Below are 22,531 nucleotides of genomic sequence, written 5' to 3' on the forward strand. Positions count from 1 at the left end.
GACCGTCGCGACCTCACAGAAAAGGCGATACCTCGTGAACAAGACAAACAGCCACACAGATCACATTCACCCCGCGGAAAGCGCCTTCCATTCTATGTATTGACATTACGTTTCATGTAGTAGAACCTCCTCACCAACAGGGCGTTGGGAGGAGACATATGTCCGCACTCGACTGGTCCGTTCTGGGCGCGTACTTCCTTGTCATGATCGCCATCGGCGTGTGGTCGAAGAAGCGCATCAAGAACGTGGTCGACTTCTTCACCGCCGGGGGACGCATCCCCTGGTGGCTGTCAGGCATCTCGCATCACATGTCGGGCTACAGCGCGATCATGTTCGTGGCGTTCGCGGCCGTGGCCTACAACTACGGGCTCGCCATGTACGTCTGGTGGGCGCTGACGATCGGCATCGGCGTCGGCATCGGCGCCTTCGTCTGGGCAGCCCGGTGGAACCGGCTCCGCTCCAAGCACGGCGTGGTCTCCCCCCTGGAGTACCTCGCCCGGCGCTACAACCTGCCCACCCAGCAGGTGCTGGCCTACAGCGGCGCGCTGCTGAAGGTGGTGGACATCGCGGCCAAGTGGGTGGCGATCGCCATCCTGCTCAAGGGGTTCGCGGGCATCCCGATCCAGTGGGGCATCCTGGTCACCGGGGCCGTCACGCTGGTCTACATCACCGCCGGTGGCCTGTGGGCGGACGTATTGACCGACTTCGGGCAGTTCATCATCCAGGGCGTGGCGGGCATCGCCATGTTCGTCGCGATCATGAGCCACCTGGACGGCGTCGCCACCCTGTGGACCATGTGGGACAAGCTGCCGCCGGGCCACGGCGACCCGTTCGCCGGGCCGTACACCACGACGTTCTTCCTCGCCCTGCTCTTCATCAAGACCTTCGAGTACAACGGCGGCATGTGGAACCTGGCCCAGCGCTACATGGCCTCCCCCTCGGGCTCGGCCGCCAAGCGCTCGGCCCTGCTGTCCAGCGCGCTGTGGCTCGTCTGGCCGCTGATCCTGTTCATCCCGATGTTCGCCGCCCCGCTCATCGTGCCGGGCCTGGCCAACGCCGAGGAGGCCTACGTACGGCTGGCGCAGACGCTGCTTCCGCAGGGCGTGATCGGCCTGGTGCTCGCCGGCTTCTTCTCGCACACCATGGCCATGGTGGCCTCCGACGCCAACGTGATCTCCTCGGTCATCACCAGGGACATCGCCCCGGTGCTGGTCCGCAGGGTGCGCGAGCTGTCGGCGCACGCCGAGCTGACCTTCGCCCGGGTGACCACGTTCGCCTTCGTGCTGATCAGCATGGCGATCGCGATCCTCACCGAGGGCCAGGGGGTGGTGCTGAAGATCGTCGTCGACCTGGTCGCGGCGACGATGGGACCGATCTCCATCCCGCTGATGCTGGGCATGCTGCCCTGGTTCCGCAGGAGCGGGCCGACCGCCGCCATCGTCTCCTGGGCCGCGGGCCTGAGCGTCTGGGCGTACGTCAAGTGGATCATCGAGTCCAAGGACACCGCGATGGTCGTGGGCGTGCCCCTGGTGACCTCGCTGGTGCTGTACGTGGCGATCGGGCTGCTCAAGCCGGAGAACCGCGAGGACCGCGACGCGCTCGTCGACTCCCTGTCCACCGACCCCGAGCCGGAGCAGGAGCGGGCCCGCGCGGCCGGCTGAGGCCGGCGGCTCCGGGGCCCTCCCCGGGCGTGGCGGACTCCGGGACCGCCCGCCCGGGGATCGGGCCGTCCGGCTACTTGTCGGACTCCAGGACGCCGGCGTTGGCCACGTCGGACTTCTCGATCTCGGTGAAGAGGATGCGGACCGACTCCCGCCGGGCCTTGAGGATGTCCACGGCCGCCTCGGTCAGCGCGGCCGCGAACTCGCGGCGCTGGTCGAGGGTCCGGCCGGACAGGAGTTCCACGCTGATGTTCGGCATGCCGACCTCCCACGGTCAATAGAATGTTGCATTACATGACACCACATTCCATTACATGAAACAAGCCGGGCGCATGTCGCGGCTTCCCCGTGGGCGAGGACGGAGACACGTGAGGGCCCTCGCGAAGCGGGGCCGGAGGCGTGGAAAGAGCCCTTCGCGAGCGGGACCCGGGACGCGGGAAGAGCCCCTCGCGAGCAGGGCCGGGCACGCGGGAAGAATCACCCCGGACGTGGGAAAAGCCCCTCGCGAGCGGGGCCGGGGACTCGGAAAGAGTCACCCCGGGCATGGGAAGGGCCCCTGGGCGCCGGGCGCCGAGGGGCCCGGGAACGGGCGGGGCGGGACGGTTCAGCCGTTGAAGGCCGGGGAGGCCGGTGAGGCCGGGGAGGCCGGTGAGGCCGGGGCGCCCAGGGCCGTGGAGACCTCGCGGGCGGCCGAGACGACCTCGGGCGCGAACCGCTCGACGTCGCCCATGCTCGCGTCCATCGCCAGGGCCGAGATGGAGATGCCTCCGAGCACCTGGCCGGTGTGGTCGAAGACCGGGGCACCCACACACAGGATGCCCGGCAGGTTCTCCTCGTCGTCGACGGAGTAGCCGCGGGAACGTACCAGCTCCAGGTCGGCCAGCAGGGCCTCCGGCGTCGCCAGCGTCTTGGCGGTCGCGGCCGGCATGCCCGTGCGGGCGCAGATCGCGCGGACCTCGTCGGCCCCGAGCTGTGCCAGCACCGCCTTGCCGATCGCGGTGCAGTGCAGGCGCAGGCTCATCCCGACGCGCGAGGGCATCTGGTACGGCCGCCGCCCCTCCAGCTTGTCGACGTACACCGCCTCGTCGCCGCTGCGGATCGCGAAGTGCGTGGTGTAGCCGATCCGCTCGTGCAGCGCGTTGAGCGCGCCGGAGGCCTGGCGGGCCGGGTCGAAGCGGTTCATGACCCGGCCGGCCAGGGTGAGGATGCGGGGACCCGGCTCGTACCCCCCGTGACCGTCCGGCCGCGCGAACCCCCACTCGACCAGCGACTGGAGGATGCGATGGACGGTCGACTTGGAGACTCCCGTCGCGGCGGCTATGTCGGTTACGCGATGGTGCTCGGCGATCGCCTCCAGCACCGCCAGCGCCTTGTCGATGGAACTGCCTTCCCTGACCACGATCGTGAGCCTACTGGTCAGCGCGCCAACCAGCCTCCGTCGACCGCCAGCAGGTGCCCGTTGACGTAGTCGGAGGCGGCGGAGGCCAGGAAGACGGCGGCGCCCACCAGGTCCTCGGGCCTGCCCCAGCGCCCGGCCGGGATGCGCGACCTGATCTCGGCCTCGCGCGCCGGGTCGTCCCAGAGCCGCTCGGTGTTGCCGGTCCTGATGTAGCCGGGGGCGATCGCGTTGACCTGCACCCCCGAGCCCGCCCACTCGCAGGCCAGTGCCTTGGTGAGCCCGGCGACGCCGTGCTTGGCGGAGGTGTAGCCGGCCACGTTGACGCCTCCCTGGTAGGAGAGCATGGAGGCGATCATGATGATCTTGCCGGAGCCCCGGGCGAGCATCCGCGCCCCCAGGGCCTGGCTGAGCAGGAAGACCGCGTCCAGGTTGACGTCCAGCACCTCCCGGAAGGAGGCGTAGGGATGCTCGGCGGCCGGGGCCCTGCGGATGATCCCGGCGTTGTTCACCAGCACGTCGATCGGGCCCAGCCGGGCGGCGGCCTCGGGGACGGCCGCGGGGTCCGACAGGTCGAGGACCCACCGGGAGACCCGCCTGCCGGTCCTGCGCACCTCGGACTCGACCTCGCCGAGGTCGTCGTCGCGGCCGTGCAGCACGAGGTCGGCCCCGGCCGCCGCCAGGCCCAGCGCGACGGCCCGCCCGATCCCGGTCCGCGCGCCGGTGACGAGCGCGGTCCTGCCCTCCAGTGAGAACATCAGCGCATCTCGCCGATCTCGACCTGCTCCATGTCCTCGAAGGCCTGGTTCTCCCCGCCCATGGCCCAGACGAACGAGTAGCTCTTCGTCCCGAAGCCGCAGTGGACCGACCAGGACGGCGAGACGACCGCCTGCCGGTCGGCGACCACCAGGTTGCGCGTCTCGTCGGGCCGTCCCATCAGGTGGATCACCCGCTCGCCCGGCGGCAGGTCGAAGTAGAGGTAGACCTCGGTCCTGCGCTCGTGGGTGTGGCAGGGCATGGTGTTCCACATGCTGCCGGGCTCCAGCACGGTCACGCCGAGCACGAGCTGGCAGCTCCGGATGCCCTTGGCGTGGACGTACTTGTAGATCGTGCGCTCGTTGGAGCCGTCCCGGCCGCCCAGGCGCACCGGCTCGGCGTCGTCCAGGGTCGCGGCCACGGTCGGGAACGTCGCGTGCGCGGGCGTGGAGACCAGGTAGAACGCGCCCCCCTCGAACTCCACCTCGCGGGCGCCCCGGCCGGCGTAGAGGCACTCCCTGGGGGCCAGCGGGTAGGCGGTGCCGTCCACGGTCACCGTGCCCGGCCCGCCCACGTTGACCACGCCGAGCTCGCGGCGCTCCAGGAAGTACTCCGACCGGAGCGGGTCGGGGGTGTGCAGTCTCAGCGGCCCGTCCTCCGGCCACGCGCCGCCGATCACCATGCGGTCCTCGTGGGAGTAGAGCAGGCGGACCTCGCCGGGCACGAAGAGCTGCTCCACCAGGAAACGGCGGCGTAGCCAGTCGGTGCTCGCCCCGGCGATCTGGTCGGGCGCCGTGGCGTGACGTACCTCCATCGACCCTCCATTGTTCTATTACATGAAATTAGAGGCTGCTACATAGAACACTGTGAGCATACAACGATGCCCTTCCCCGCGCATCGGTCGCCTCCCCTCGGGAAGGGCTCGTCGATCTTCACCCGCCGGGGACCGCCACGGCGGGAGGACACGGCTCCGGACTCACCCGCCGGTCGGGGTGGGTCACGGGAACGGCCGCCGGGCCCCTCTCACCGGACGGCACACGCGAAGGAGCCGGCCGCGTACCGCGACCGGCTCCTCATGTCCTCTCCGCGGGGCGACCGGACCGGCCGCCTACGCAGAGCGGGTCACACCTCGATGACGACCGGGATGATCATCGGGCGGCGGCGGTAGGTGTCGCTCACCCAGCGCCCCACGGTCCTGCGGACCACCCGGCGGACCTGCTGGATGTCCACGACCCCGTCGGCCGCGTTGTCCTGCAGGGCCTTCTCGACCTGCGGCAGGATGTCGTCGAACATGGCCGGGTCGATGCCCGACCCCCTGGCGTGGATCTCCGGCCCACCGGCGAGCTTGCCGGTGGCGGTGTCGACCACGATGACGACGGAGATGAAGCCCTCCTCGCCCAGGATGCGGCGGTCCTTCAGCGCGAAGTCGGTGACGTCGCCCACGGAGGTGCCGTCCACGTAGACGTAACCGGCCGGGACCGCGCCCACGATCTTGGCGCGGCCGTCGACCAGGTCCACCACGACGCCGTCCTCGGCGATCACGATGTGGTCGTCGGGCACCCCGGTCAGCGCGGCGAGCTTGGCGTGCGCCCGCAGGTGACGCCACTCGCCGTGCACCGGCATGAAGTTGGACGGCCGCGTCAGGTTGAGCACGTACAGCAGCTCGCCCGCGGCGGCGTGCCCGGAGACGTGCACCTTGGCGTTGCCCTTGTGCACCACCCTGGCGCCCCAGCGCGACAACCCGTTGATCACGTTGTTGACCGCGGTCTCGTTGCCCGGCACCAGCGAGGAGGCCAGCAGGACCGTGTCGCCCTCGGCGATCCGGATCGGGTGGTCGCGGTTGGCCATCCTCGACAGCGCCGCCATCGGCTCGCCCTGGGACCCGGTGCAGATCAGCACCACGTCCTCCGGCGGCCAGCCCTCGATCTCCTTGGCGTCGACGATCAGGCCCGGCGAGACCCTCAGGTAGCCCAGGTCACGGGCGACGCCCATGTTGCGCACCATCGAGCGTCCCACCAGCGCGACCTTGCGGCCGTGCTTCTCGGCGGCGTCGATGACCTGCTGGACGCGGTGGATGTGCGAGGCGAAGCTCGCCACGATCACCCGCTTGCCCGCGGTGCGGACGACCTCGTCGATGACCGGCGCGATCTCCCGCTCGCTGGTGACGAAGCCCGGCACCTCGGCGTTGGTCGAGTCCGACATCAGCAGGTCGACGCCCTCGGCGCCGAGCCTGGCGAACCCGCCCAGGTCGGTCAGGCGCCCGTCGCTGGGCAGCTGGTCCATCCGGAAGTCACCGGTGTGCAGGACGATGCCCGCGGGTGTCCTGATCGCGACGGCCAGCGCGTCCGGGATGGAGTGGTTGACGGCGAGGAACTCGCACTCGAACGGACCGAACCGGTGCCGCTCACCCTCCACCACCTCCCGCTTGGTCGGCTGGATCCGGTGCTCGGTGAGCTTGGCCTCGATCAGCGCCAGCGTCAGCCTGGAGCCCACGACGGGAATGTCGCGGCGCTCGCGCAGCAGGTACGGCACGGCACCGATGTGGTCCTCGTGCGCGTGGGTCAGGACCACGGCCTCGATGTCGTCCAGGCGGCCCCGGATGTAGTCGAAGTCGGGCAGGATCAGGTCGATGCCGGGCTGGTCGGGCTCGGGGAACAGCACCCCGCAGTCGACGATCAGCAACCGGCCCTCGTACTCGAACACGGCCATGTTGCGGCCGATCTCACCGAGACCGCCCAGCGCGACGATGCGCAGGGCGCCCTCGGGCAGCGCGGGCGGCGACCCGAGCTCGGGATGGGGGTGACTCATCGGGCCACACCTCTCTCAGACGTCTCACAGGTGGCGACGGTCCCCGCGGGCAGCAGGACTACTCCCTCGCCGAGCACCCCGTCCCCCAGCGGACCGACGTGTCTTCTCTCTCGCAAACTCTTGTTCCTCCCGGATGCGGCCGATGAAGGCCGCTCTGCTTCATTTCAGGTCACAACTTCGTCGGACGGCTTCACACCGCCCGCGATCAAGTCTTCGCGCAGCCTGGCCAGCTGCTCGCCGGTCGCCTCCACCAGGGGAAGCCTCACCGGCCCCGCGGGCCGTCCCACCGTCGTCAGCGCCGCCTTCGCCATGATCGCCCCACCGGCCTGCATCATGATCCCCGAGATCACCGGGAGCAGCCGCCGGTGGATGGCGAGCGCGCCCGCGACGTCCCCCGCGCGGTACGCCTCGATCATCGCGGCGATCTGCGCCCCCACGACGTGGCCGATCACGCTGACGCATCCCACGGCCCCCACCGACAGCCACGGCAGGTTGAACGCGTCGTCCCCGGAGTAGTAGGCCAGGCCCGTGGTGGCCATGACCCGCGATCCTTCGTACAGGTCGCCCTTGGCGTCCTTCACCGCGACGATCCGCTCGTGCCCGGCGAGCCGGGCGAGCGTCTCGCTCTGGATCGGCACGCCGCTTCGCCCGGGGATGTCGTACAGCATGGCGGGAAGGGATGTCGCGTCCGCCACGGTCACGAAGTGGCGGTAGATCCCTTCCTGGGTGGGCTTGCTGTAGTACGGCGTCACCAGCAGCAGGCCGTGGGCCCCGGCGCGCTCGGCGGCGCGGGCCAGCTCGACACTGTGCCGGGTGTCGTTGGTGCCGGCTCCGGCGACGACCGTGGCGCGGTCGCCGACCGCCTCGACGACGGCGCGCAGGAGGCGCTCCTTCTCGTCGTCTCCGGTCGTCGGGGACTCCCCCGTCGTACCGCTCACGACGATACCGTCGTTGCGCTGCTCGTCCACCAGGTAGGCGGCCAGCCGCCGTGCTGCGTCGTAGTCGACCGATCCGTCGGGGGTGAACGGCGTCACCATCGCGGTCAGCATGTGGCCGAAGGGGGCGTCGGAGGTTCCAGTTGGCGCTGCCATAGACCGAACGCTACCTGGATACGCTGAATCGGTGGACTCCGCCACCCCGCCTAGCCTCCGTCCACCGATGGGCACAAGAGCGAACATCTCACCCGTCGGTCCCCTGCATACGGTACACGCGGGCACACGGCGCCACGATGACCACCCCGCCCGTGTCCGTACGGACGTCCTCCGGGCGGACACGGACCGGCGGGGCGGACTCCCTCGCGGTCTTGTCCGCGGTCTTGTCCGGGGGCCGCGCCGGGGCCGGACACGAGAAGAGGCCGCCGATATGTGCTCGGGGGTACACACATCGACGACCTCTACCGTTGAATCGGTGCTCCTTACGCGGGTGTTACACGGTCTCTGAGATATTTTTTTGCACTTCTGGGGACCGGCCCTCAAAGTTGGAGTTCCAAATCGTTACCATTACCCTGCGTTGCTCCTTGAATACGACAGGATGGGACAACCCCAGAACCCAGGGATGGACACGTGGCAAGCTCCGATCCTGTCTACCTGCGCGTCGTCGCCGACATCCGGCGCCAGATCGTCGACGGCTCCCTCCCCCCGGGTGCCTCGATCCCCTCCCGTGCCCAGCTGACCAGGAAGTACGGCGTGGGAGAGACCGCCGCCCGGCACGCGCTGCGGGTGCTCGCCGCCGAGGGCCTGATCGTCGGCCGCGTCGGCTCGGGCCACTACGTACGGGAACGGCCGGTGCTGCTCCCGCTGCACCGCTGGCGTTTCCACGACCACCACACCCCCTTCGGCGCCGACATCCCCTCACCCGCCACCCGCACCACCTGGGACTGGCGGACCGAGCCGGCCGACGCCACCCCCGACATCGCGCACCGCCTGCGGCTGGACGAGTCCGCGCCGGTGACCCGGACCCGCTACGTCTTCCGGGGTGACGGCAGGCCGATCCAGCTCGCCACCTCCTACGAGCCCGCCGAGTTCGGCGAGCCCGCGGACGAGGTCCCGCGCGGCCTGATCGCCCGCCTGTCCGCCCTGGGCGTGAAGATCACCGACATCGTCGAGCAGGTCTACACCCGCGTCCCGCAGCCCGCCGAGAGCGACGCCCTCGCCCTGCCCGCTGGCGTCCACGTCCTGCATGTCGAACGCACCCACTGGGCCGGGGACCGGCCGGTGGAGACCAGCGACATCGTCATCCCGGGCGACCGCTTCCGCCTGGTCTACACCCACCCCCTGCACCCCTGACCCTCTTCGGAACCCCTCTCAGCTCCCGGAAGACCCGCTCCGCACCCCGCCGGAATGTCGGCGCCCCCTGGTAGAACCGACCTGGTTTCCCGAACCGGAGGTGCCGATGCGCGTCAAGGACATGCCCGCGGGCGACCAGCCCCGGGAGCGCCTCCTGGCCGGAGGGGCGACCGCCCTGGCCGATCGCGAGCTGCTCGCCCTGCTGATCGGCTCCGGCAGCCGGGGCACCAACGCCATGGAGCTGGCCTCCGACCTCATCGCCCACTGCGGCGACCTGCACGGCCTGGCCCGCTCCGACGCCCACCGGCTGATGAGGGTCCCGGGCATCGGCCCCGCGAAGGCCGCCCGGGTCATCGCCGCCTTCCACCTGGTGCGGCAGGCGCAGTCGGAGCCGGAACGCCGCCGCGTCACCTGCTCCGGAGACCTGGCCGCCGTGGCGGCCCCGCTCCTGCGCGGTCTCAGTCACGAGCGCGTGGTCGTCGTGGTCTGCGACCCGGGCGGCGCGGTGACCCGTACGGCGATCGTCAGCGAGGGCGGCAGCGACCACGCCCCCGCCCCGGTCCGCGAGATCATGAGTGTCGTCCTCACCTCGGGCGGCTCCTCCTTCGGGCTGGCCCACAACCACCCCAGCGGTTCCCTCGACCCCAGCTCCGCCGACCTGGCGGTCACCGCCCGCCTGCGCGACGCCGCCGAGACCGTGGGCCTGCGTTTCCTCGACCACCTCGTCGTCACCGACACCGCCTGGCGTCGCGTTCCCCCGTGACGGGGAGCCGGCGTTCCCCGTGAGAGGACTCGGCATTCCCCGTTAGGGGGCTCGGCATTCCCCGTGAGAGGACTCGGCATTCTTCGGTGAAGGAGCCCGGCAGGCGAGTGTGGGAAGGGCCTGCCTGCCGGGCCGTTGTCCGGCGGTCCCGCACCGGACCCTCCGACCGATGCGGGACCGCCGCCCGACCTCCCCGGACGGCATGGCCCCATCAGGGAGGTCGGGGGCTTTCGGGGGCGCCGGTCCGGAGTCGTCCTCCTTCCCGGCGCCCGATCGTCAGTGGGCGGCGCCCATCAGCAGCCGAAGCCACAGCTCCTGCGTCCGCCTGGCGACCACCCAGGGCGACTCGTGCACGAACACTCCCTTTCTCGCCCGTTCCGTTCGCCGTACGAACATCAGCCCGCCCGCCTGACAGAGCTCGTAGAAGGTGGGGAGGCAGTCGCAGGTGTGTTCCTTGATCCGCAACCGGTCGGCCCTCGGCCGCTCGGGCCTCCAGTCGATCGGCTCATGTCCCACCCGCAACGGCGCCACATGACACCCGTGACGCCGCCCACCCGGCACCCCGGCCACCCCGGGGGCTTCCACCCTCCACGTGTTCACCAGGCCATCATAGTCCATCCGATCCTTACTGGTGCACTACACCTATCCAATGGTTTTGCGAATGTCTAGTTTGCGGCTATACGTACCTTACGGTCTATGATGCGGACATGCTTGACCGTGAAGGGCCCGTCCCGGTCTACAAACAGGTCGCCGAAATGATCCGTGTGCGCATCGAAGCGGGCGATCTCGGCCTTGGCGAGGCCGTGCCCAGCGAGACGGAACTCGAAGTCGAATACGGCATCGCCAGGACGACGGCACGTCGAGTCGCGAGGGAACTGCGCGAGCAGGGTTTGGCGTACACGGTTCAGGGCGAGGGGACCTTCGTCGGGGAGCCCGGAACCCCACGGCCAGAGGACCAGATCCCCGTTTATCAGAAGATCGCAGCCGATATACAACGTCGGATTCAGGCAGGCGAACTACACCCGAACCGGCGGGTGCCCAGCGAGAAGGAACTCATGCAGAAGCACGGTGTCGCCAAGGCGACCGTGCGCCAGGCGATGGCTTTCCTCCGCGATCAGGGCTGGGTCTTCACCGTGTCGTATCGCGGCACATACGTGTCGCCCGCCGAAAACTGGCCCAAGACGACAAAGTAGCAGCTACGCGCACAAACTCATCTCTATAGGTCTAGCACTCATAGCGGCCGACATGGATCCACACCGTTCCCCAGCGCGGTACCTGTGTGTCACCGCCCGAGAAACGGCCCCGGAGGCAGGAGGAAGACGGCTCCTGACGTCAGGGACGAGGGCGGGAGCGGAGTGCTTCGAGGGCGCGGTCGGCGTGGGACTGCATGGAGGTCTCGCTGTGGATCACTTCCAGGAGACGGCGGTCCACGTCGATGACGAAGGTCATCCGGCGGGTGAGGAAGGGCCCAACGGCGATGGTGCGGCGGGCGCCGAGCTGCCGGGCGACGGTGCCGTCGGGGTCGGAGAACAGGGGAAAACCCAGCCCGTTGGTCCGGGCGAACCTCGCCTGGCGCTCGACCGTGTCGCGGCTGATACCGATCCTGGTGGCGCCCACCTCGGCGAAGTCGGCCGCCAGGTCACGGAAGTGGCAGCTCTCGGCCGTGCATCCGGACGTCATCGCCGCCGGATAGAAGAAGAGCACCACCGGGCCCTTGGCGAGGAACTCGCCGAGCCTCCTCGGGGTGCCCGTCTCGTCGAGGAGCTCGAAGTCCTCGACCATGTCTCCCACCGCGAGGCTCACGCCCACGACCTGTCTCCCTACGTCATCGGAGGGCTCCCGTCCCGCCGCCGAGTCCGTACCGGCAGGCGAGGACGGGAGTCAGTGTCCCGGTCCATTGTCCAGGGGCCGGCCATCGAGCAACAGGCCCCCCGGGACCACATCACCGGAAATATCCCTCCTTCGTACCGGGAAACCTGGCGATGTTCAAAAAACGGCAGGCAGTCCGGCCCGCGAGGCCGGTCCCGGCCATGCCGACGCGTCGGGCGGGGATCGCGTACGACGCGGTGAGGAAGACCGCGGGCGGCCAGGCGGGCGGCGAACGACCGGTGCTCCTCCCACCGCTCAGGGCGGGTGCGGACGGGACGGACCGGTGGTCCCCGGCGCTCGGGGCGGGTACGGACGATCGGTGGTCGACGGCGCTCAGACGGCGGTGCGGACGGTTCGGTGGGCGGCGAACGCCCGGCGGTCCCCCGACCAGGCCGCCCGGGGCACGGCCGCCTCCAGCCGGTCGAGGTCGGCGGGCGACAGCGCGATCCCGGCGCTCGCGGCGTTCTCGGCCAGACGCGCGGCGTGCCGGGTGCCGGGGATCGGGACGACGTCGTCGCCCTGCGCCAGCAGCCAGGCCAGGGCGAACTGGGCCGGGGTCATGTCGCGCTCGGCGGCCAGCCGGCGCACCTCCGCGGCGAGCTTCCCGTTGCGCTCCAGGTTCTCGCCCTGGAACCGCGGGTCACCGTACCGGTAGCCGTCGGCCCCGGAGGTCTCCGGGACGACGACGGGACCGGCCAGGAAGCCCCGGCCGAGCGGGCTGTAGGGGACCAGCCCGATGCCCAGCCGCCGGGCCGTGGGCAGCACGTCGTCCTCGATGTCGCGCCACCACAGCGACCACTCGTACTGCGCCGCGCTGATCGTGTGGGTCGCGGCCGCCCGTTCGAGGTCGCCGGGACTCGCCTCGGACAGCCCGAGGTGGCGGACCTTGCCCTCGGCGACCAGCTCGGCCATCGCGCCGACGGTCTCCTCGATCGGCACGCCGGGGTCGACGCGGTGCTGGTAGTACAGGTCGATGTGGTCGACGCCGAGGCGGGACAGGGACGCCTCGCAGTGGGCGCGGACGTTCTCGGGCCGGCCGTCGACCCGTGCGCCGTCGTCGTCGCGGACGATTCCGAACTTGGTGGCCACGATCACCGCGTCGCGGCGTCCGGCGAGCGCCCGTCCGAGCAGCCGCTCGTTGTGGCCGCGGCCGTAGCTCATGGCGGTGTCCCAGAAGGTGACGCCCAGGTCGAGGGCACGGTGCAGGGTGGCGATCGACTCGGTGTCGTCGGTCGCCCCGTACCCCTGGGACATGCCCATGCAGCCCAGGCCCACCGCCGGGACCGTGAGGCCGTCCCGTCCGAGGACGCGGGTGTTCAGGAGGTTCATGGCGCCACCGTAGCCACGGCCTAGAGTGGTATCCACAGCATGTTCTTCCTAGTAACGGATGTGCCAGGATGTCTCAGCCCGCGATCCGGGCACGAGAGCTGGGGGATCTGCTCCGGTCCCGCCGCGAGCGTCTTCAGCCCGCCGACGTCGGCCTGCCCGCCGGAGCCCGCCGCCGGACCCGCGGCCTGCGCCGGGAGGAGGTGGCCCAGCTCGCCGCCATCTCCCCGACGTACTACACCTATCTGGAGCAGGGACGGCAGGTACGCCCGTCGCGCCAGGTGCTCGACGCGCTCGCGTCGGCACTGCGCCTCGACGCCGCCGAGCGGAGCCACGTCCACGAGCTCGTTCACGGCGCCCCGCCCACCGGGACACCCGCCGTCGCCGAGTCGGCGTCACCGGCGCTCGTCTCGCTCGTCGACCGGCTCGAACCGGCCCCGGCCTACGTCACGGGCCGCCGCTGGGACGTGCTGGCCTCCAACCGTGCCGCCCGGTTGCTGTGGACCGACTGGCCGTCCCGCCCGCCGGAGGCCCGCAACATGCTCTGGTGGATGTTCACCGACCCCGCCGCCCGTGAGGTCATGGTCGACTGGGCGGACGAGGCGGCCGCGCTGCTCGGCCGGTTCCGTGCCGCCGTGGCACGGCACCCGGGCGACGCCGGCCTCGGCGAGCTGCTGGATCGCCTGCACGCGGCGAGCCCGGAGGTGAGGCGGTGGTGGCCGCGGCACAGGGTCGCGCCGCTGGGCTCCGGCACCAAGCGACTGCGTCATCCGGTTCTCGGGGAGGTCGAGCTGCACCACCTCGTGCTCCAGGTCGCCGACGAGCCCGACCACAAGCTCGTCACCTTCAGCGCCGGCGACCGGGACCAGGCCCGGATCGCCGGGTTGCTGTGACGGGGACGCGGGCCTCACCGGCCACCACGCCCAGGACTCCGGGAACGCGCCGGCCCCGGGGGACGCGGCGCCCGCCGCTCACGCGTCCAGAACAGCGGGGTGACGTTCCCCGGCTCCGGAGAGCCCACGTCCACGCCGTTTTCGTACGACCTCAGGTGCGGGTCCGCTGGGTCAGCGCGACGCACGCCAGCACGGCCAGTGCCGCCACCACCGTGGCGGGGCCGAAGCGCTCGTCGAGGAGCAGCCAGGCCCACACCAGGTTCAGCAGCGGCTGGGCGAGCTGGGTCTGCCCGGCGCGGGCGATCCCTCCCATGGCCAGTCCGGCGTACCAGGGGATGAAACCCAGGAACATCGAGACCAGGCCCACGTACGCCAGCCCGGCCAGCGAGGCGGCGCCGGGGCGCGTCTCGGTGGTCAGCGCCAGCACCACGGTGATCGGCACGGTCAGCGGGGCGGCGACGACGAGGGCCCGGGAGATCACCTGCGAGCCGGGGGTCTCCCGGGCCAGGCGCCCGCCCTCGGTGTAGCCGACGGCGGCCGAGAGCAGCGCGCCGACGAGCAGGATGTCGGCCCAGCTCACGTGCCCGCCGCCCATGCTGAGGGTGAAGACCGTGATCGCGGCGGCGCCCAGGCCGCAGGAGAGCCAGAACAGTGCCTTGGGCCGTTCCCCGGCGCGCAGCACGGCGCACGCGGCGGTGGCGGCGGGCAGCAGCCCGATCACCACGGCGGCGTGCGAGGTGGAGGCTCCGGCGTCGAGCGCCAGCCCGCTGAAGATCGGGAATCCGAACACCACGCCGCCCGCGATGACCGCGTAGGAGCGGAGCTGCGACCGGGGCGGCAGCAGCGGCACCCGGGCCACGAGCAGGAAGGCGACGGCCGCGACGAGGGCCATGACGGCCCGGCCGATCGCCACCAGGTAGGGGTCGAAGCCCTCCATCGCGAAGACCGTGGCCGGGAGCGACCCGGAGAACGCGAGGACCCCGAGGCCTGCCAGCACGGTCCCCCGCCGCGCCGTTCCCCGCCGCACCCCACCTCCTCCCACCTCACCGGACGGAGACGAGCCTGGCGAAGGCGGGTCGGGCAGAGGCGCACCGGGCAGAGGCGCACCGGAGGGGGACGCACCGGAAGGTGACGACGCGGCGGTGAGGTCGGGGTTTCCGCGAGCCGCTACTGGATCCGGGACGATAGCGCTACTCTCACTTCTCATGAACGACGATAGCAGTATCGTCCGGCTGGCCGCCGTGCTCCGTGAGGAGATCGGCCGGCGCCGCCCCGGCGACCGGCTGCCGTCGAGCCGTGAGCTCGTCCGGCTGCACGGCGTGAGCCCGGTGACCGTGTCGCGGGCGATCGGCAGGCTCGCCGCGGAGGGACGGGTGATCACCAGGCCCGGCAGCGGGGCCTACGTCGCGCCCGTCGTCGTACGCGGCGGCGACGGCGCCGACATGTCGTGGCAGACGGTGGCCCTGGGTGACCGGGTGGTGGACGACAGCGCGATCGCGTCCCTGCTCGCCTCCCCGCCCGAAGGGGTGATCCCGCTCACCGGCGGCTATCTCAACCCGGCCCTGCGCCCGTCCGCGGCCCTGTCTGCCGCCGCGTCCCGGGCGCTGCGCCGCCCCGACGCCTGGGCGATGCCCCCGCACGCCGGGCTGCCCGAGCTGCGCAGATGGTTCGCCCAGGAGCTGGGCGGCGACGTCACCCCTTCGGACGTCCTCGTCGTCGGCGGCGGGCAGGCGGCGCTCACCCACGCCTTCCGGGCCCTCGCCGCGCCGGGCACCCCGATCCTGGTGGAGACCCCGACCTACCCGGGGGCGCGGGCCGCGGCACTGGCCGCCGGGCTGCGCGCGACGGCGGTGCCCATGGACCGCGACGGGGTCCGGCCCGAGCTGCTCGCCGAGGCGTTCGCGGTGACCGGCGCGCGGGTCTTCTTCTGCCAGCCGACCCTGCACAACCCCACCGGCGCGACACTGACCCTGGAGCGGCGCGAGCAGGTCCTGGCGATCGCCCGCGCCGCGGGCGCGTTCGTCGTCGAGGACGACTACGCCCGCTACTTCGCCTCGCCGTCGCCGCCGGTGCCACCCCCGATGGTCACGCTGGACGCCCACGGCACGGTCGTGCACATCCTCTCCCTGACCAAGCCGCTCTCGCCCAGCATGCGGGTCGCCGGGATCGTGGCTCGCGGGCCGGTGGCCCGTCGGCTGAGGGCGAACCAGCTGGTGGAGTCGTTCTTCGTGGCCAGGCCCCTCCAGGAGACAGCCCTGGAGTTCGTCAGCTCCCCGGCCTGGCGGCGCCACCTGACCGCGCTGGGGACGGAGCTGGCCCTGCGCAGGGACACCGTCACGGCGGCCCTGGCCGCCCGGATGCCCGATGCCGAGATCCACCTGGTCCCCCGGGGCGGCCTGCACCTGTGGTTGCGCCTGCCCGCCGACCGGGACGAGGACGCGCTGGTGGAGACGGCCAGGAGGGCGGGCGTCCTGGTCAGCCCCGGACGCCTCTACTACCCGGCCGAACCCCCGGGGCCGCGCATCAGGATCACCCACTCCGCGCCGATCCACACGGCCGAGCTGGTCGAGGGCGTACGAAGGCTCGCGACGGCCCTGAACGGCGCGTAGCCGCCGTGAAGGGGCCGGGAAACGGAAGGCGTGAAACGGCCGGGGCTCCGGGTCGCCGCCCCCGCGGGCCCCGGACCCCCGGGGACCCGCCTCTCCGAGACGGCTCAGGTGGAGGCGAAGACCTGGTGGTGGGTGACGGTGAGCTCGCGCTCGACCAGGAAGCGGTCGTCCTCGTCGTAGAAGACGGCGCGTGACGGGTCCTGTCCGGCGAAGGCGTGGATCGCCTCCCAGGACTCCCAGAGCGAGGTCAGCAGGAACTCGCTCCTGTCTCCCACGTCGCGGCGGGTGAAGCAGACCCCGTGGTTGCCCGCGGTGGAGGTGTACCCGGCGTAGCCGGTGGCCAGCAGGTACTCCTCATAGGCGGCGGCGTCCTCGGCGCGCGTCCAGCCTCTCCACATCCTCATGATCATCCTTGCTCCTCCGGTACGACGCGCGCCTGCCGGTCTCCCTGAACGCGAGATAGGCCCAGTACCACATGACACCCCCCGTTGCTAACCAGCAATAAGGTTATGATGGTGTCGCCTCGAAGGCAACCCCCAAATGACGTACAGTGGTTGCGAAGAGGTGAGCGACGACATGGACAACCCCTCCGGCCTGGTGATCGACTTCGTGAACACCTACGACGTCGAGACCGACGTCGAGTCCATCCCCTCCGCCGCCGCCCTCACCGCCTGGCTCGGCCGGCACGGCCTGGTCGGGGACGGGGACGCGGCCGACGACAAGGACCTGGCACGGGCTCTCGACCTCCGCGAGATCCTGCGCGAGGCGCTCCGGCGCAACCACGACCGCCCGCCCGCACGGGACCGTCCCCTCGGCACCGACGCAGACACCGACGCAGACACCGACGGCGGCACCGGCGCAGGCACCGACACGCGCACGGACGCCGGCACGGGCGCCGGCACAGGCGCGGGCGCCGGCACAGGCGCGGGCGCCGGCACAGGCACCGGTATCGACGCGAGCACCGGCATCGAGAGCGCCGACGGCGACGCCGAAGGGCGCCACGCCGGGGACGGCCACCCGGCGCACCCCTCCCCGGCCTTCGCCGGCCTTCCGCTCCGGGTCGCGTTCGGCCCCGCGGGGCCGGTGCTCGAACCGGTCGCGACCGGCGTGCCCGGCGGGCTGGCCAGGATCGCCGCCGCCGTGATGGAGGCCCACTCCTCCGGCATGTGGCCGCGCCTGAAGGTCTGCACCGAGAGCACCTGCCAGTGGGCGTTCGTCGACTCCTCCAAGAACCGTTCCCGGTCCTGGTGTTCCATGAGGGTCTGCGGTAACCGTACGAAGACACGGGCATATCGGGCTCGTCGGCAGACGTAGCCGGGTTCACGTCATCTCTGAGTCCGATTCCCCGATACGGTGTAAGAGCCTGCCTCACGGATCCACCCGCCTGACGCCCGCTCGCGTGGCACGAGATCCCACGAGACAGCGCGTTCCGAGGCGACGGCAGACGGCAGATAAGGAGCGGGCCGAGATGGCAGACGTAGGCGTGCGGGCGGCTCGGCACGAGGATGTCGCCGCGGTGACGGGCACCCAGATCCGCGCGTGGAAGTACGGCTACCGGGAGTTCCTTCCCGAGGGACCGCTGGAGCAGATGACCGGCCCGGCGGCCGAGAACATGTGGCGGCAGCAGTGGGAGGACGCGATCACCTCCCCGCCCAGCCGGCGGCACCGCGTGCTGGTGGCCGTGGAGCAGGTCGTGCTGGACACCGACGCCTTTCCCGCCCTGGGCCCCGGCGGCATCGAGGCCATGGCGGCGATGCGCGGTGCCGAGAAGGTCGCGGGCCTGGCCTCGCACGCCCCCGCCGAGGACCCCGACCTCGACCCGACCACCGCCGGTGAGATGCTCACCTTCCTGATCGACCCCGACCACGTCCGGCGCGGTCACGGCAGCCGCCTGCTCAACGCCACGGTCGACTACCTGCGCGACGACGGCTACCACACCATCGTGACCTGGGTCTTCTCCGACAACCACGCGGTGCTCGGCTTCCTGGAGTCCGCGGGTTGGGGCGCCGACGGGGCCGAGCGGGTCATCGACATGGGCCGTACGGTGCGGATGGTCCGCCTGGCGACCGACATCAGCTAGATCCGCGTCAACCTGATCCGGAGAGGAACGCCGCACCCCCATGGCCACCCCGAGCCAGTGGATCGCCGGAGCACGTCCGCGCACCCTTCCCGCCGCCGTCGTCCCGGTCGCCGTCGGCACCGGGGTCGCGATCGGATACGACGGCGGGGTGTGGTGGCGGGCGCTGGTCGCCCTGTTCGTGGCGCTGGCCCTGCAGGTGGGCGTCAACTACGCCAACGACCACAGCGACGGGGTGCGCGGCACCGACGCCGAGCGGGTCGGCCCGATGCGGCTGGTCGGCTCGGGGGCGGCCTCGCCGCGGGAGGTCCTGGTCGCGGCCCTGGCCTGCTTCCTGGCCGCCGCGGTGGCGGGGCTGGTGCTGGTCGTGGTCACCGGCGCGTGGTGGCTGCTGCTGGTCGGCGCGGCCGCGATCGCCGCCGCCTGGTTCTACACCGGGGGCTCGCGCCCGTACGGGTACCGCGCGCTGGGTGAGATCTCGGTGTTCGTGTTCTTCGGCCTGGTGGCCGTGGCCGGCACCACCTACGTCCAGCTCGAACGCCTGCCCTGGCTCGCGGTGGCGGCGGCCGTCCCGGCGGGCCTGCTGGCCTGCGCGATGCTGGTGGTCAACAACCTGCGCGACATCACGACCGACGGCCCCGCGGGCAAGCGCACCATGGCCGTGGTCCTCGGCGACCGGCGCACCCGCGTCCTGTACACCCTCTGCCTGACGCTGCCCCTGCTGGTCGCGGCCGCCCTGGCGCCGTGGTGGCCGTTCACCGCGCTGGCCCTGCTCGCCGTCCCCCTCGTCGTCGCCCCGGTGCGGGCCGTCGCGGCGGGCGCGACCGGCCCGGCGCTCATCGCGACGCTCCAGCAGACGGGACGCTTCCAGCTCGTGTACGGCCTGCTGCTGACCGTCGGCCTGGCACTCTGACCTCTCGGCCTTCGAGCGCCGTCACGGAAGGCCGCACGTCACAGGAGACGGCACGTCACGGAAGGCGACGCATCACAGCAGGCGGCGCATCACCACGCGCGGGGCGACCTCGATGCCCAGCTCCCGCTCGTGGCGTACCAGCCCGGCCAGTTCCGGCCCCCACTGCCCGGCCTCCAGCACCGAGAAGCCGCGCCGGGCGTACCAGGGCGCGTTCCAGGACACGTCGCGGTAGGTCGTCAGCGTCACCGCGGCGTGGCCGGTCGCGACGGCGTGCGCGCAGAGGGCCTCCACCAGGTGCCCACCGGCGCCCCTGCGCCCGTGGTCGGGGTGGACGGCCAGCTGGTCCAGGTGGACCTGCCCGTCGACCGTCCCGAACAGGGCGAACCCGATCGGGGGCTCCCCCGCGACGAGCACCCGGGAGGGGTCGTCGACCTCCTCGATCATCGTCGTACCCGGCGGGAAGGTGATCCCGACCTGGGCGAAGAGGCCGTCGGCCGCGAGCTCCACCGCGACCAGCCCGGCCAGCTCCTCCCGCCGCGCCCAGCGCACCTCGGACGTCGAGAATCGGGTTCCTGTCATGGAATCGAAGGATAGCTCCGCGTCCCGCGCGGATCACAAGGGTTATTTCCCAGGTCACCGGCGCGCCACCGGACCGATTCCCGCGCGTCGCCGGTCGCGTGTTCGGCGGGGCCCTCGAACGCTCCCCTTGTGATCGTCTCCGGCGGCGTGGACGATGTCGAGGACGAGGGCGTGGGGACGCCGGGACACGGGAGCGACCGCGATGACGACGAGCGAGAACCGAACCTCACCCGCGCACCAGGACGCCTCCGCCGCGCGGACCCGGCGGTCCCTCGCCTCCGGGTTCGTCGCCCTGGGCGTGCTGCTGCTGATCGCCGTCGGGGCGGTCGTGGACGTCACCCCCTTCTCGGTGAGCCCGGCCGACGCCCCGGCGCGGGATTTCAGCGCCCGGCGGGCCTTCTCCCACATCGAGCGCTTCGCGACCGCGCCGCACCCGGCCGGCACGGCCGAGCACACCCGGGTACGCGAGTACCTCGTCGGCGAGCTACGGCGCATGGGTCTGCGCCCCGAGGTTCACGAGGCGACGGGCCTCGCACCGCAGTCCCTGGAGGCCTGGCCCGTCGTCGCGGGCCGTGTCCTCAACATCGTGGCGGTGATACCCGGCACCGCCCCCACCGGGCGGGTGTTCGTGACGGCGCACTACGACTCGGTCCCCGAGGGGCCGGGCGCCAACGACGACGGGGCCGGTACGGCGAGCGCGATCGAGACGGCGCGGGCGCTGCTCGCCGACGGGAGAAGGCCGCGCAACGACGTCGTGCTCCTCGTCACCGACGGCGAGGAGGTCGGGCTCCTGGGCGCGGAGGCGTTCGCCGCCGGGCACCCCCTCGCCGGGGGAAAAAGCGTGGTGCTCAACAACGAGGCGCGCGGGGCGAAGGGCCCGGTGCTGATGTTCCGGTCCACGAGGCCCAACGGCGGCCTGGTCTCGGTGTTCGGGTCGGCGGCCCCCCACCCGGTGGCCGACTCCGCCTTCGCCGACCTCCTGGAGCTCCTCCCCAACGACACCGACTTCACCGCCTTCGCCCCGGCCGGCATGTCGGTGCTGGACTCCGCCTTCGCCAATGCCGGCACCTACTACCACAGCGTCCTCGACGACCCCTCCCACGTCGACCTGCCGACGCTGCAGCAGATGGGGGACAACACGCTGGCGCTCGTACGGGCGTTCGGCGACGCCGACCTGGCGCGGACGGCGGGCGGGCAGGACCTGGTCTACTTCAACGTCCCTCCCGGCATCCTGGTGCGCTACCCGGCCTGGGCCGCGTCCGTTCCGGCGGGCCTGGCCTTCCTGGCGACGGTGGCGCTGGTCCTCCTGGCCCGCCGCCGGGGCGTGGTCACGCTGCGGCGGACCCTGCTGGCGGCCGTGTCGGCCCTGGTCCCGATCGGGCTCGCCGTCGGCGCGGGCATCGTGTTCTGGGACGCGCTCGTCGCGATCCGGCCCGAGCTCGGCGGGACCGCGACCACGACGCCGTACCGGCCCGAACCGTTCTGGCTCGCGCTGCTCGTGCTCGCGGCCGCGATCCCGCTGGCCTGGTACGCGCTGCTGCGCCGGCGGCTCGGCGCCCGCGCGCTCGCGCTGGGCATGCTGGCCTGGACGGCGTTCCTGGGGCTGGGGCTGGCCGTCGCCTCGCCAGGGTCCTCGCACTCCCTGGCCTGGCCCGCGCTGGGGGCCGCGCTGGGCGGGCTGGCGGCCCTGCACGTTCCCGCGCGGTGGCGCGTCCCGGCGCTGACCGCCGGTCTGGTGCCGGCCGCGCTGATGCTGGCGCCGGGCGCCTGGGTCGCCCTGCCGATGGGACTGGCCTACGCCGGGTACGCCGTCATGCCGCAGGCGGTCCTCGCCGCCGGGCTCGCCCTGCCGCTGGTCGAGGTCCTCTGGCCGCGCCGGCGTTCCCTCCTGGTCCCGTCGGCGGCGCTGGCCGTCGCGATCATCCTGGCGGGCGCCGGGCTGGGGCTCGAAAGGATCGACGCGGACCACCCCAGGAGGACGAGCCTGGGGTACGGGCTGGACGCCGACACCGGCCGGGCCTTCTGGGTCACCTCGACGTCGCCCGGCGCCTGGGCCCGCCGATACGGCGGTGTGGCCTCGGCCGCGCACCCGTTCCCCGAGGTGTGGACGGGTCCCGGCCGCGTCGGCCCGGCGAAGGCGGCCACGCTGGCGGCGCCCTCGCTGGAGGTGACCGGGGACACCGGGGACACCGGGGAGACCGGGGACACCGTCGCGCGGGGCGTACGGACCCTGCGTGTCCGGATCCGCTCCGAACGCGGCGCCACCCAGGTCGGGCTGCGCGTGGACGGGTCCGCCACGGCGGCGGTGCGCTCGCTGACCGTGGCGGGTCGTTCCGTGCCGAAGGATCCCGCGGGGGCGCCCGGGGAGCAACGCGGTGTGGCGTTCACGTTCCACGCTCCCGAGCCGGAGGGGGTGGAGGTCTCCCTGACCCTCGCTGCGCACGACGGGCCGCTCCGGCTCCGGGTCACGGACGTCAGCACGGCTCCGGGGGACATGTCCGCGCTCCCGGGCTACGTCCCGCCGCCGGAGTGGATGTTCCTCGCCGGTTCCCGGGTCGCCGTCGCCAAGACCTACACCGTCCCCGACGCGCCCTGA

General features: G+C 72.0%; 22 protein-coding genes. 10 read left to right on the forward strand and 12 right to left on the reverse strand.

Translation table 11 applies throughout. From position 1 onward, the window contains the following. Window positions 1-158 precede the first annotated feature (158 nt). Entirely contained in the window at window positions 159-1,661 is a 1,503-nt protein-coding gene (locus ACLQ2R_RS12485) for a sodium:solute symporter family protein (protein WP_425959620.1), read from the forward strand. 73 nt (window positions 1,662-1,734) lie between these two features. Here ACLQ2R_RS12485 and ACLQ2R_RS12490 read toward each other — a convergent pair whose 3' ends face one another. From ACLQ2R_RS12490 to dapA, 6 genes are all read right to left on the reverse strand, one after another. Further along, window positions 1,735-1,920: a tautomerase family protein gene (locus tag ACLQ2R_RS12490; RefSeq protein WP_386231404.1), complete on the reverse strand. Its 186-nt coding sequence runs from the start codon at window positions 1,918-1,920 to the stop codon at window positions 1,735-1,737. A gap of 345 nt (window positions 1,921-2,265) precedes the next feature. Then, the gene (locus tag ACLQ2R_RS12495; protein ID WP_425959621.1) at window positions 2,266-3,060 is read right to left on the reverse strand and encodes an IclR family transcriptional regulator; all 795 of its coding nucleotides are present in this window, start codon (window positions 3,058-3,060) and stop codon (window positions 2,266-2,268) included. Between the two features lie 17 nt (window positions 3,061-3,077). Continuing rightward, window positions 3,078-3,815: an SDR family oxidoreductase gene (locus ACLQ2R_RS12500; protein ID WP_425959622.1), complete on the reverse strand. Its 738-nt coding sequence runs from the start codon at window positions 3,813-3,815 to the stop codon at window positions 3,078-3,080. Continuing rightward, window positions 3,815-4,627, reverse strand: coding sequence for a 5-dehydro-4-deoxy-D-glucuronate isomerase (gene kduI / locus ACLQ2R_RS12505; protein WP_425959623.1), 813 nt, complete (start codon window positions 4,625-4,627; stop codon window positions 3,815-3,817). Before kduI ends, ACLQ2R_RS12500 begins: the two co-directional genes overlap by 1 nt. A gap of 308 nt (window positions 4,628-4,935) precedes the next feature. Continuing rightward, on the reverse strand, window positions 4,936-6,621 hold the full coding sequence (locus ACLQ2R_RS12510) for a ribonuclease J (RefSeq protein WP_425959624.1): 1,686 nt from the start codon (window positions 6,619-6,621) through the stop codon (window positions 4,936-4,938). A gap of 164 nt (window positions 6,622-6,785) precedes the next feature. Next, window positions 6,786-7,712, reverse strand: a complete 927-nt coding sequence (gene dapA / locus ACLQ2R_RS12515) for a 4-hydroxy-tetrahydrodipicolinate synthase (RefSeq protein ID WP_425959625.1) — start codon at window positions 7,710-7,712, stop codon at window positions 6,786-6,788. Between the two features lie 471 nt (window positions 7,713-8,183). Between dapA and ACLQ2R_RS12520 the strand changes: the two genes are divergently transcribed. Then, window positions 8,184-8,906: a GntR family transcriptional regulator gene (locus ACLQ2R_RS12520; RefSeq protein ID WP_386231383.1), complete on the forward strand. Its 723-nt coding sequence runs from the start codon at window positions 8,184-8,186 to the stop codon at window positions 8,904-8,906. Between the two features lie 106 nt (window positions 8,907-9,012). Next, window positions 9,013-9,669 carry a JAB domain-containing protein gene (locus ACLQ2R_RS12525; protein WP_425959626.1) on the forward strand — a complete coding sequence of 219 codons (657 nt, stop codon included), beginning with the start codon at window positions 9,013-9,015 and terminating at the stop codon, window positions 9,667-9,669. Window positions 9,670-9,945: 276 nt separating this feature from the next. On the opposite strand, the gene ACLQ2R_RS12530 is transcribed toward ACLQ2R_RS12525, so the two are convergent. Beyond that, window positions 9,946-10,269: a hypothetical protein gene (locus ACLQ2R_RS12530; protein WP_425959627.1), complete on the reverse strand. Its 324-nt coding sequence runs from the start codon at window positions 10,267-10,269 to the stop codon at window positions 9,946-9,948. Window positions 10,270-10,376: 107 nt separating this feature from the next. On the opposite strand from ACLQ2R_RS12530, the gene ACLQ2R_RS12535 reads away from it, so the two are divergent. Further along, entirely contained in the window at window positions 10,377-10,862 is a 486-nt protein-coding gene (locus tag ACLQ2R_RS12535; RefSeq protein ID WP_425959628.1) for a GntR family transcriptional regulator, read from the forward strand. Window positions 10,863-11,001: 139 nt separating this feature from the next. Here ACLQ2R_RS12535 and ACLQ2R_RS12540 read toward each other — a convergent pair whose 3' ends face one another. Both ACLQ2R_RS12540 and ACLQ2R_RS12545 read right to left on the reverse strand, forming a co-directional pair. Further along, window positions 11,002-11,478, reverse strand: coding sequence for a peroxiredoxin (locus ACLQ2R_RS12540; protein WP_425959629.1), 477 nt, complete (start codon window positions 11,476-11,478; stop codon window positions 11,002-11,004). Window positions 11,479-11,871: 393 nt separating this feature from the next. After that, window positions 11,872-12,867 carry an aldo/keto reductase gene (locus tag ACLQ2R_RS12545; RefSeq protein WP_425959630.1) on the reverse strand — a complete coding sequence of 332 codons (996 nt, stop codon included), beginning with the start codon at window positions 12,865-12,867 and terminating at the stop codon, window positions 11,872-11,874. A gap of 68 nt (window positions 12,868-12,935) precedes the next feature. Between ACLQ2R_RS12545 and ACLQ2R_RS12550 the strand changes: the two genes are divergently transcribed. Next, window positions 12,936-13,757, forward strand: a complete 822-nt coding sequence (locus tag ACLQ2R_RS12550; RefSeq protein ID WP_425959631.1) for a helix-turn-helix transcriptional regulator — start codon at window positions 12,936-12,938, stop codon at window positions 13,755-13,757. Between the two features lie 151 nt (window positions 13,758-13,908). Here ACLQ2R_RS12550 and ACLQ2R_RS12555 read toward each other — a convergent pair whose 3' ends face one another. After that, a complete protein-coding gene (locus tag ACLQ2R_RS12555) occupies window positions 13,909-14,784 on the reverse strand; it encodes a DMT family transporter (RefSeq protein WP_425959632.1) in 876 nt (291 codons plus the stop codon). A gap of 178 nt (window positions 14,785-14,962) precedes the next feature. On the opposite strand from ACLQ2R_RS12555, the gene ACLQ2R_RS12560 reads away from it, so the two are divergent. After that, window positions 14,963-16,366 carry a PLP-dependent aminotransferase family protein gene (locus ACLQ2R_RS12560; RefSeq protein WP_425959633.1) on the forward strand — a complete coding sequence of 468 codons (1,404 nt, stop codon included), beginning with the start codon at window positions 14,963-14,965 and terminating at the stop codon, window positions 16,364-16,366. A 104-nt stretch (window positions 16,367-16,470) separates the two neighbouring features. Here the strand turns inward: ACLQ2R_RS12560 and ACLQ2R_RS12565 are convergent, their stop codons facing one another. Beyond that, window positions 16,471-16,770: a hypothetical protein gene (locus ACLQ2R_RS12565; protein WP_425959634.1), complete on the reverse strand. Its 300-nt coding sequence runs from the start codon at window positions 16,768-16,770 to the stop codon at window positions 16,471-16,473. 160 nt (window positions 16,771-16,930) lie between these two features. On the opposite strand from ACLQ2R_RS12565, the gene ACLQ2R_RS12570 reads away from it, so the two are divergent. From ACLQ2R_RS12570 to ACLQ2R_RS12580, 3 genes are all read left to right on the forward strand, one after another. After that, window positions 16,931-17,680 (forward strand): CGNR zinc finger domain-containing protein, encoded by a 750-nt coding sequence (locus ACLQ2R_RS12570; RefSeq protein ID WP_425959635.1) that lies wholly within the window; start codon window positions 16,931-16,933, stop codon window positions 17,678-17,680. Window positions 17,681-17,834: 154 nt separating this feature from the next. Beyond that, on the forward strand, window positions 17,835-18,446 hold the full coding sequence (locus ACLQ2R_RS12575; RefSeq protein WP_425959636.1) for a GNAT family N-acetyltransferase: 612 nt from the start codon (window positions 17,835-17,837) through the stop codon (window positions 18,444-18,446). A 40-nt stretch (window positions 18,447-18,486) separates the two neighbouring features. Then, window positions 18,487-19,356, forward strand: coding sequence for a 1,4-dihydroxy-2-naphthoate polyprenyltransferase (locus ACLQ2R_RS12580; protein WP_425959637.1), 870 nt, complete (start codon window positions 18,487-18,489; stop codon window positions 19,354-19,356). Between the two features lie 72 nt (window positions 19,357-19,428). Here the strand turns inward: ACLQ2R_RS12580 and ACLQ2R_RS12585 are convergent, their stop codons facing one another. Then, a complete protein-coding gene (locus ACLQ2R_RS12585; RefSeq protein ID WP_425959638.1) occupies window positions 19,429-19,935 on the reverse strand; it encodes a GNAT family N-acetyltransferase in 507 nt (168 codons plus the stop codon). A 202-nt stretch (window positions 19,936-20,137) separates the two neighbouring features. Here ACLQ2R_RS12585 and ACLQ2R_RS12590 point away from each other — a divergent pair, with 202 nt between their 5' ends. Then, the gene (locus ACLQ2R_RS12590; RefSeq protein WP_425959639.1) at window positions 20,138-22,531 is read left to right on the forward strand and encodes a M20/M25/M40 family metallo-hydrolase; all 2,394 of its coding nucleotides are present in this window, start codon (window positions 20,138-20,140) and stop codon (window positions 22,529-22,531) included.

Origin of the sequence: Streptosporangium sp. DT93, from assembly GCF_049844535.1 — a bacterium.
Lineage (GTDB): Bacteria > Actinomycetota > Actinomycetes > Streptosporangiales > Streptosporangiaceae > Streptosporangium.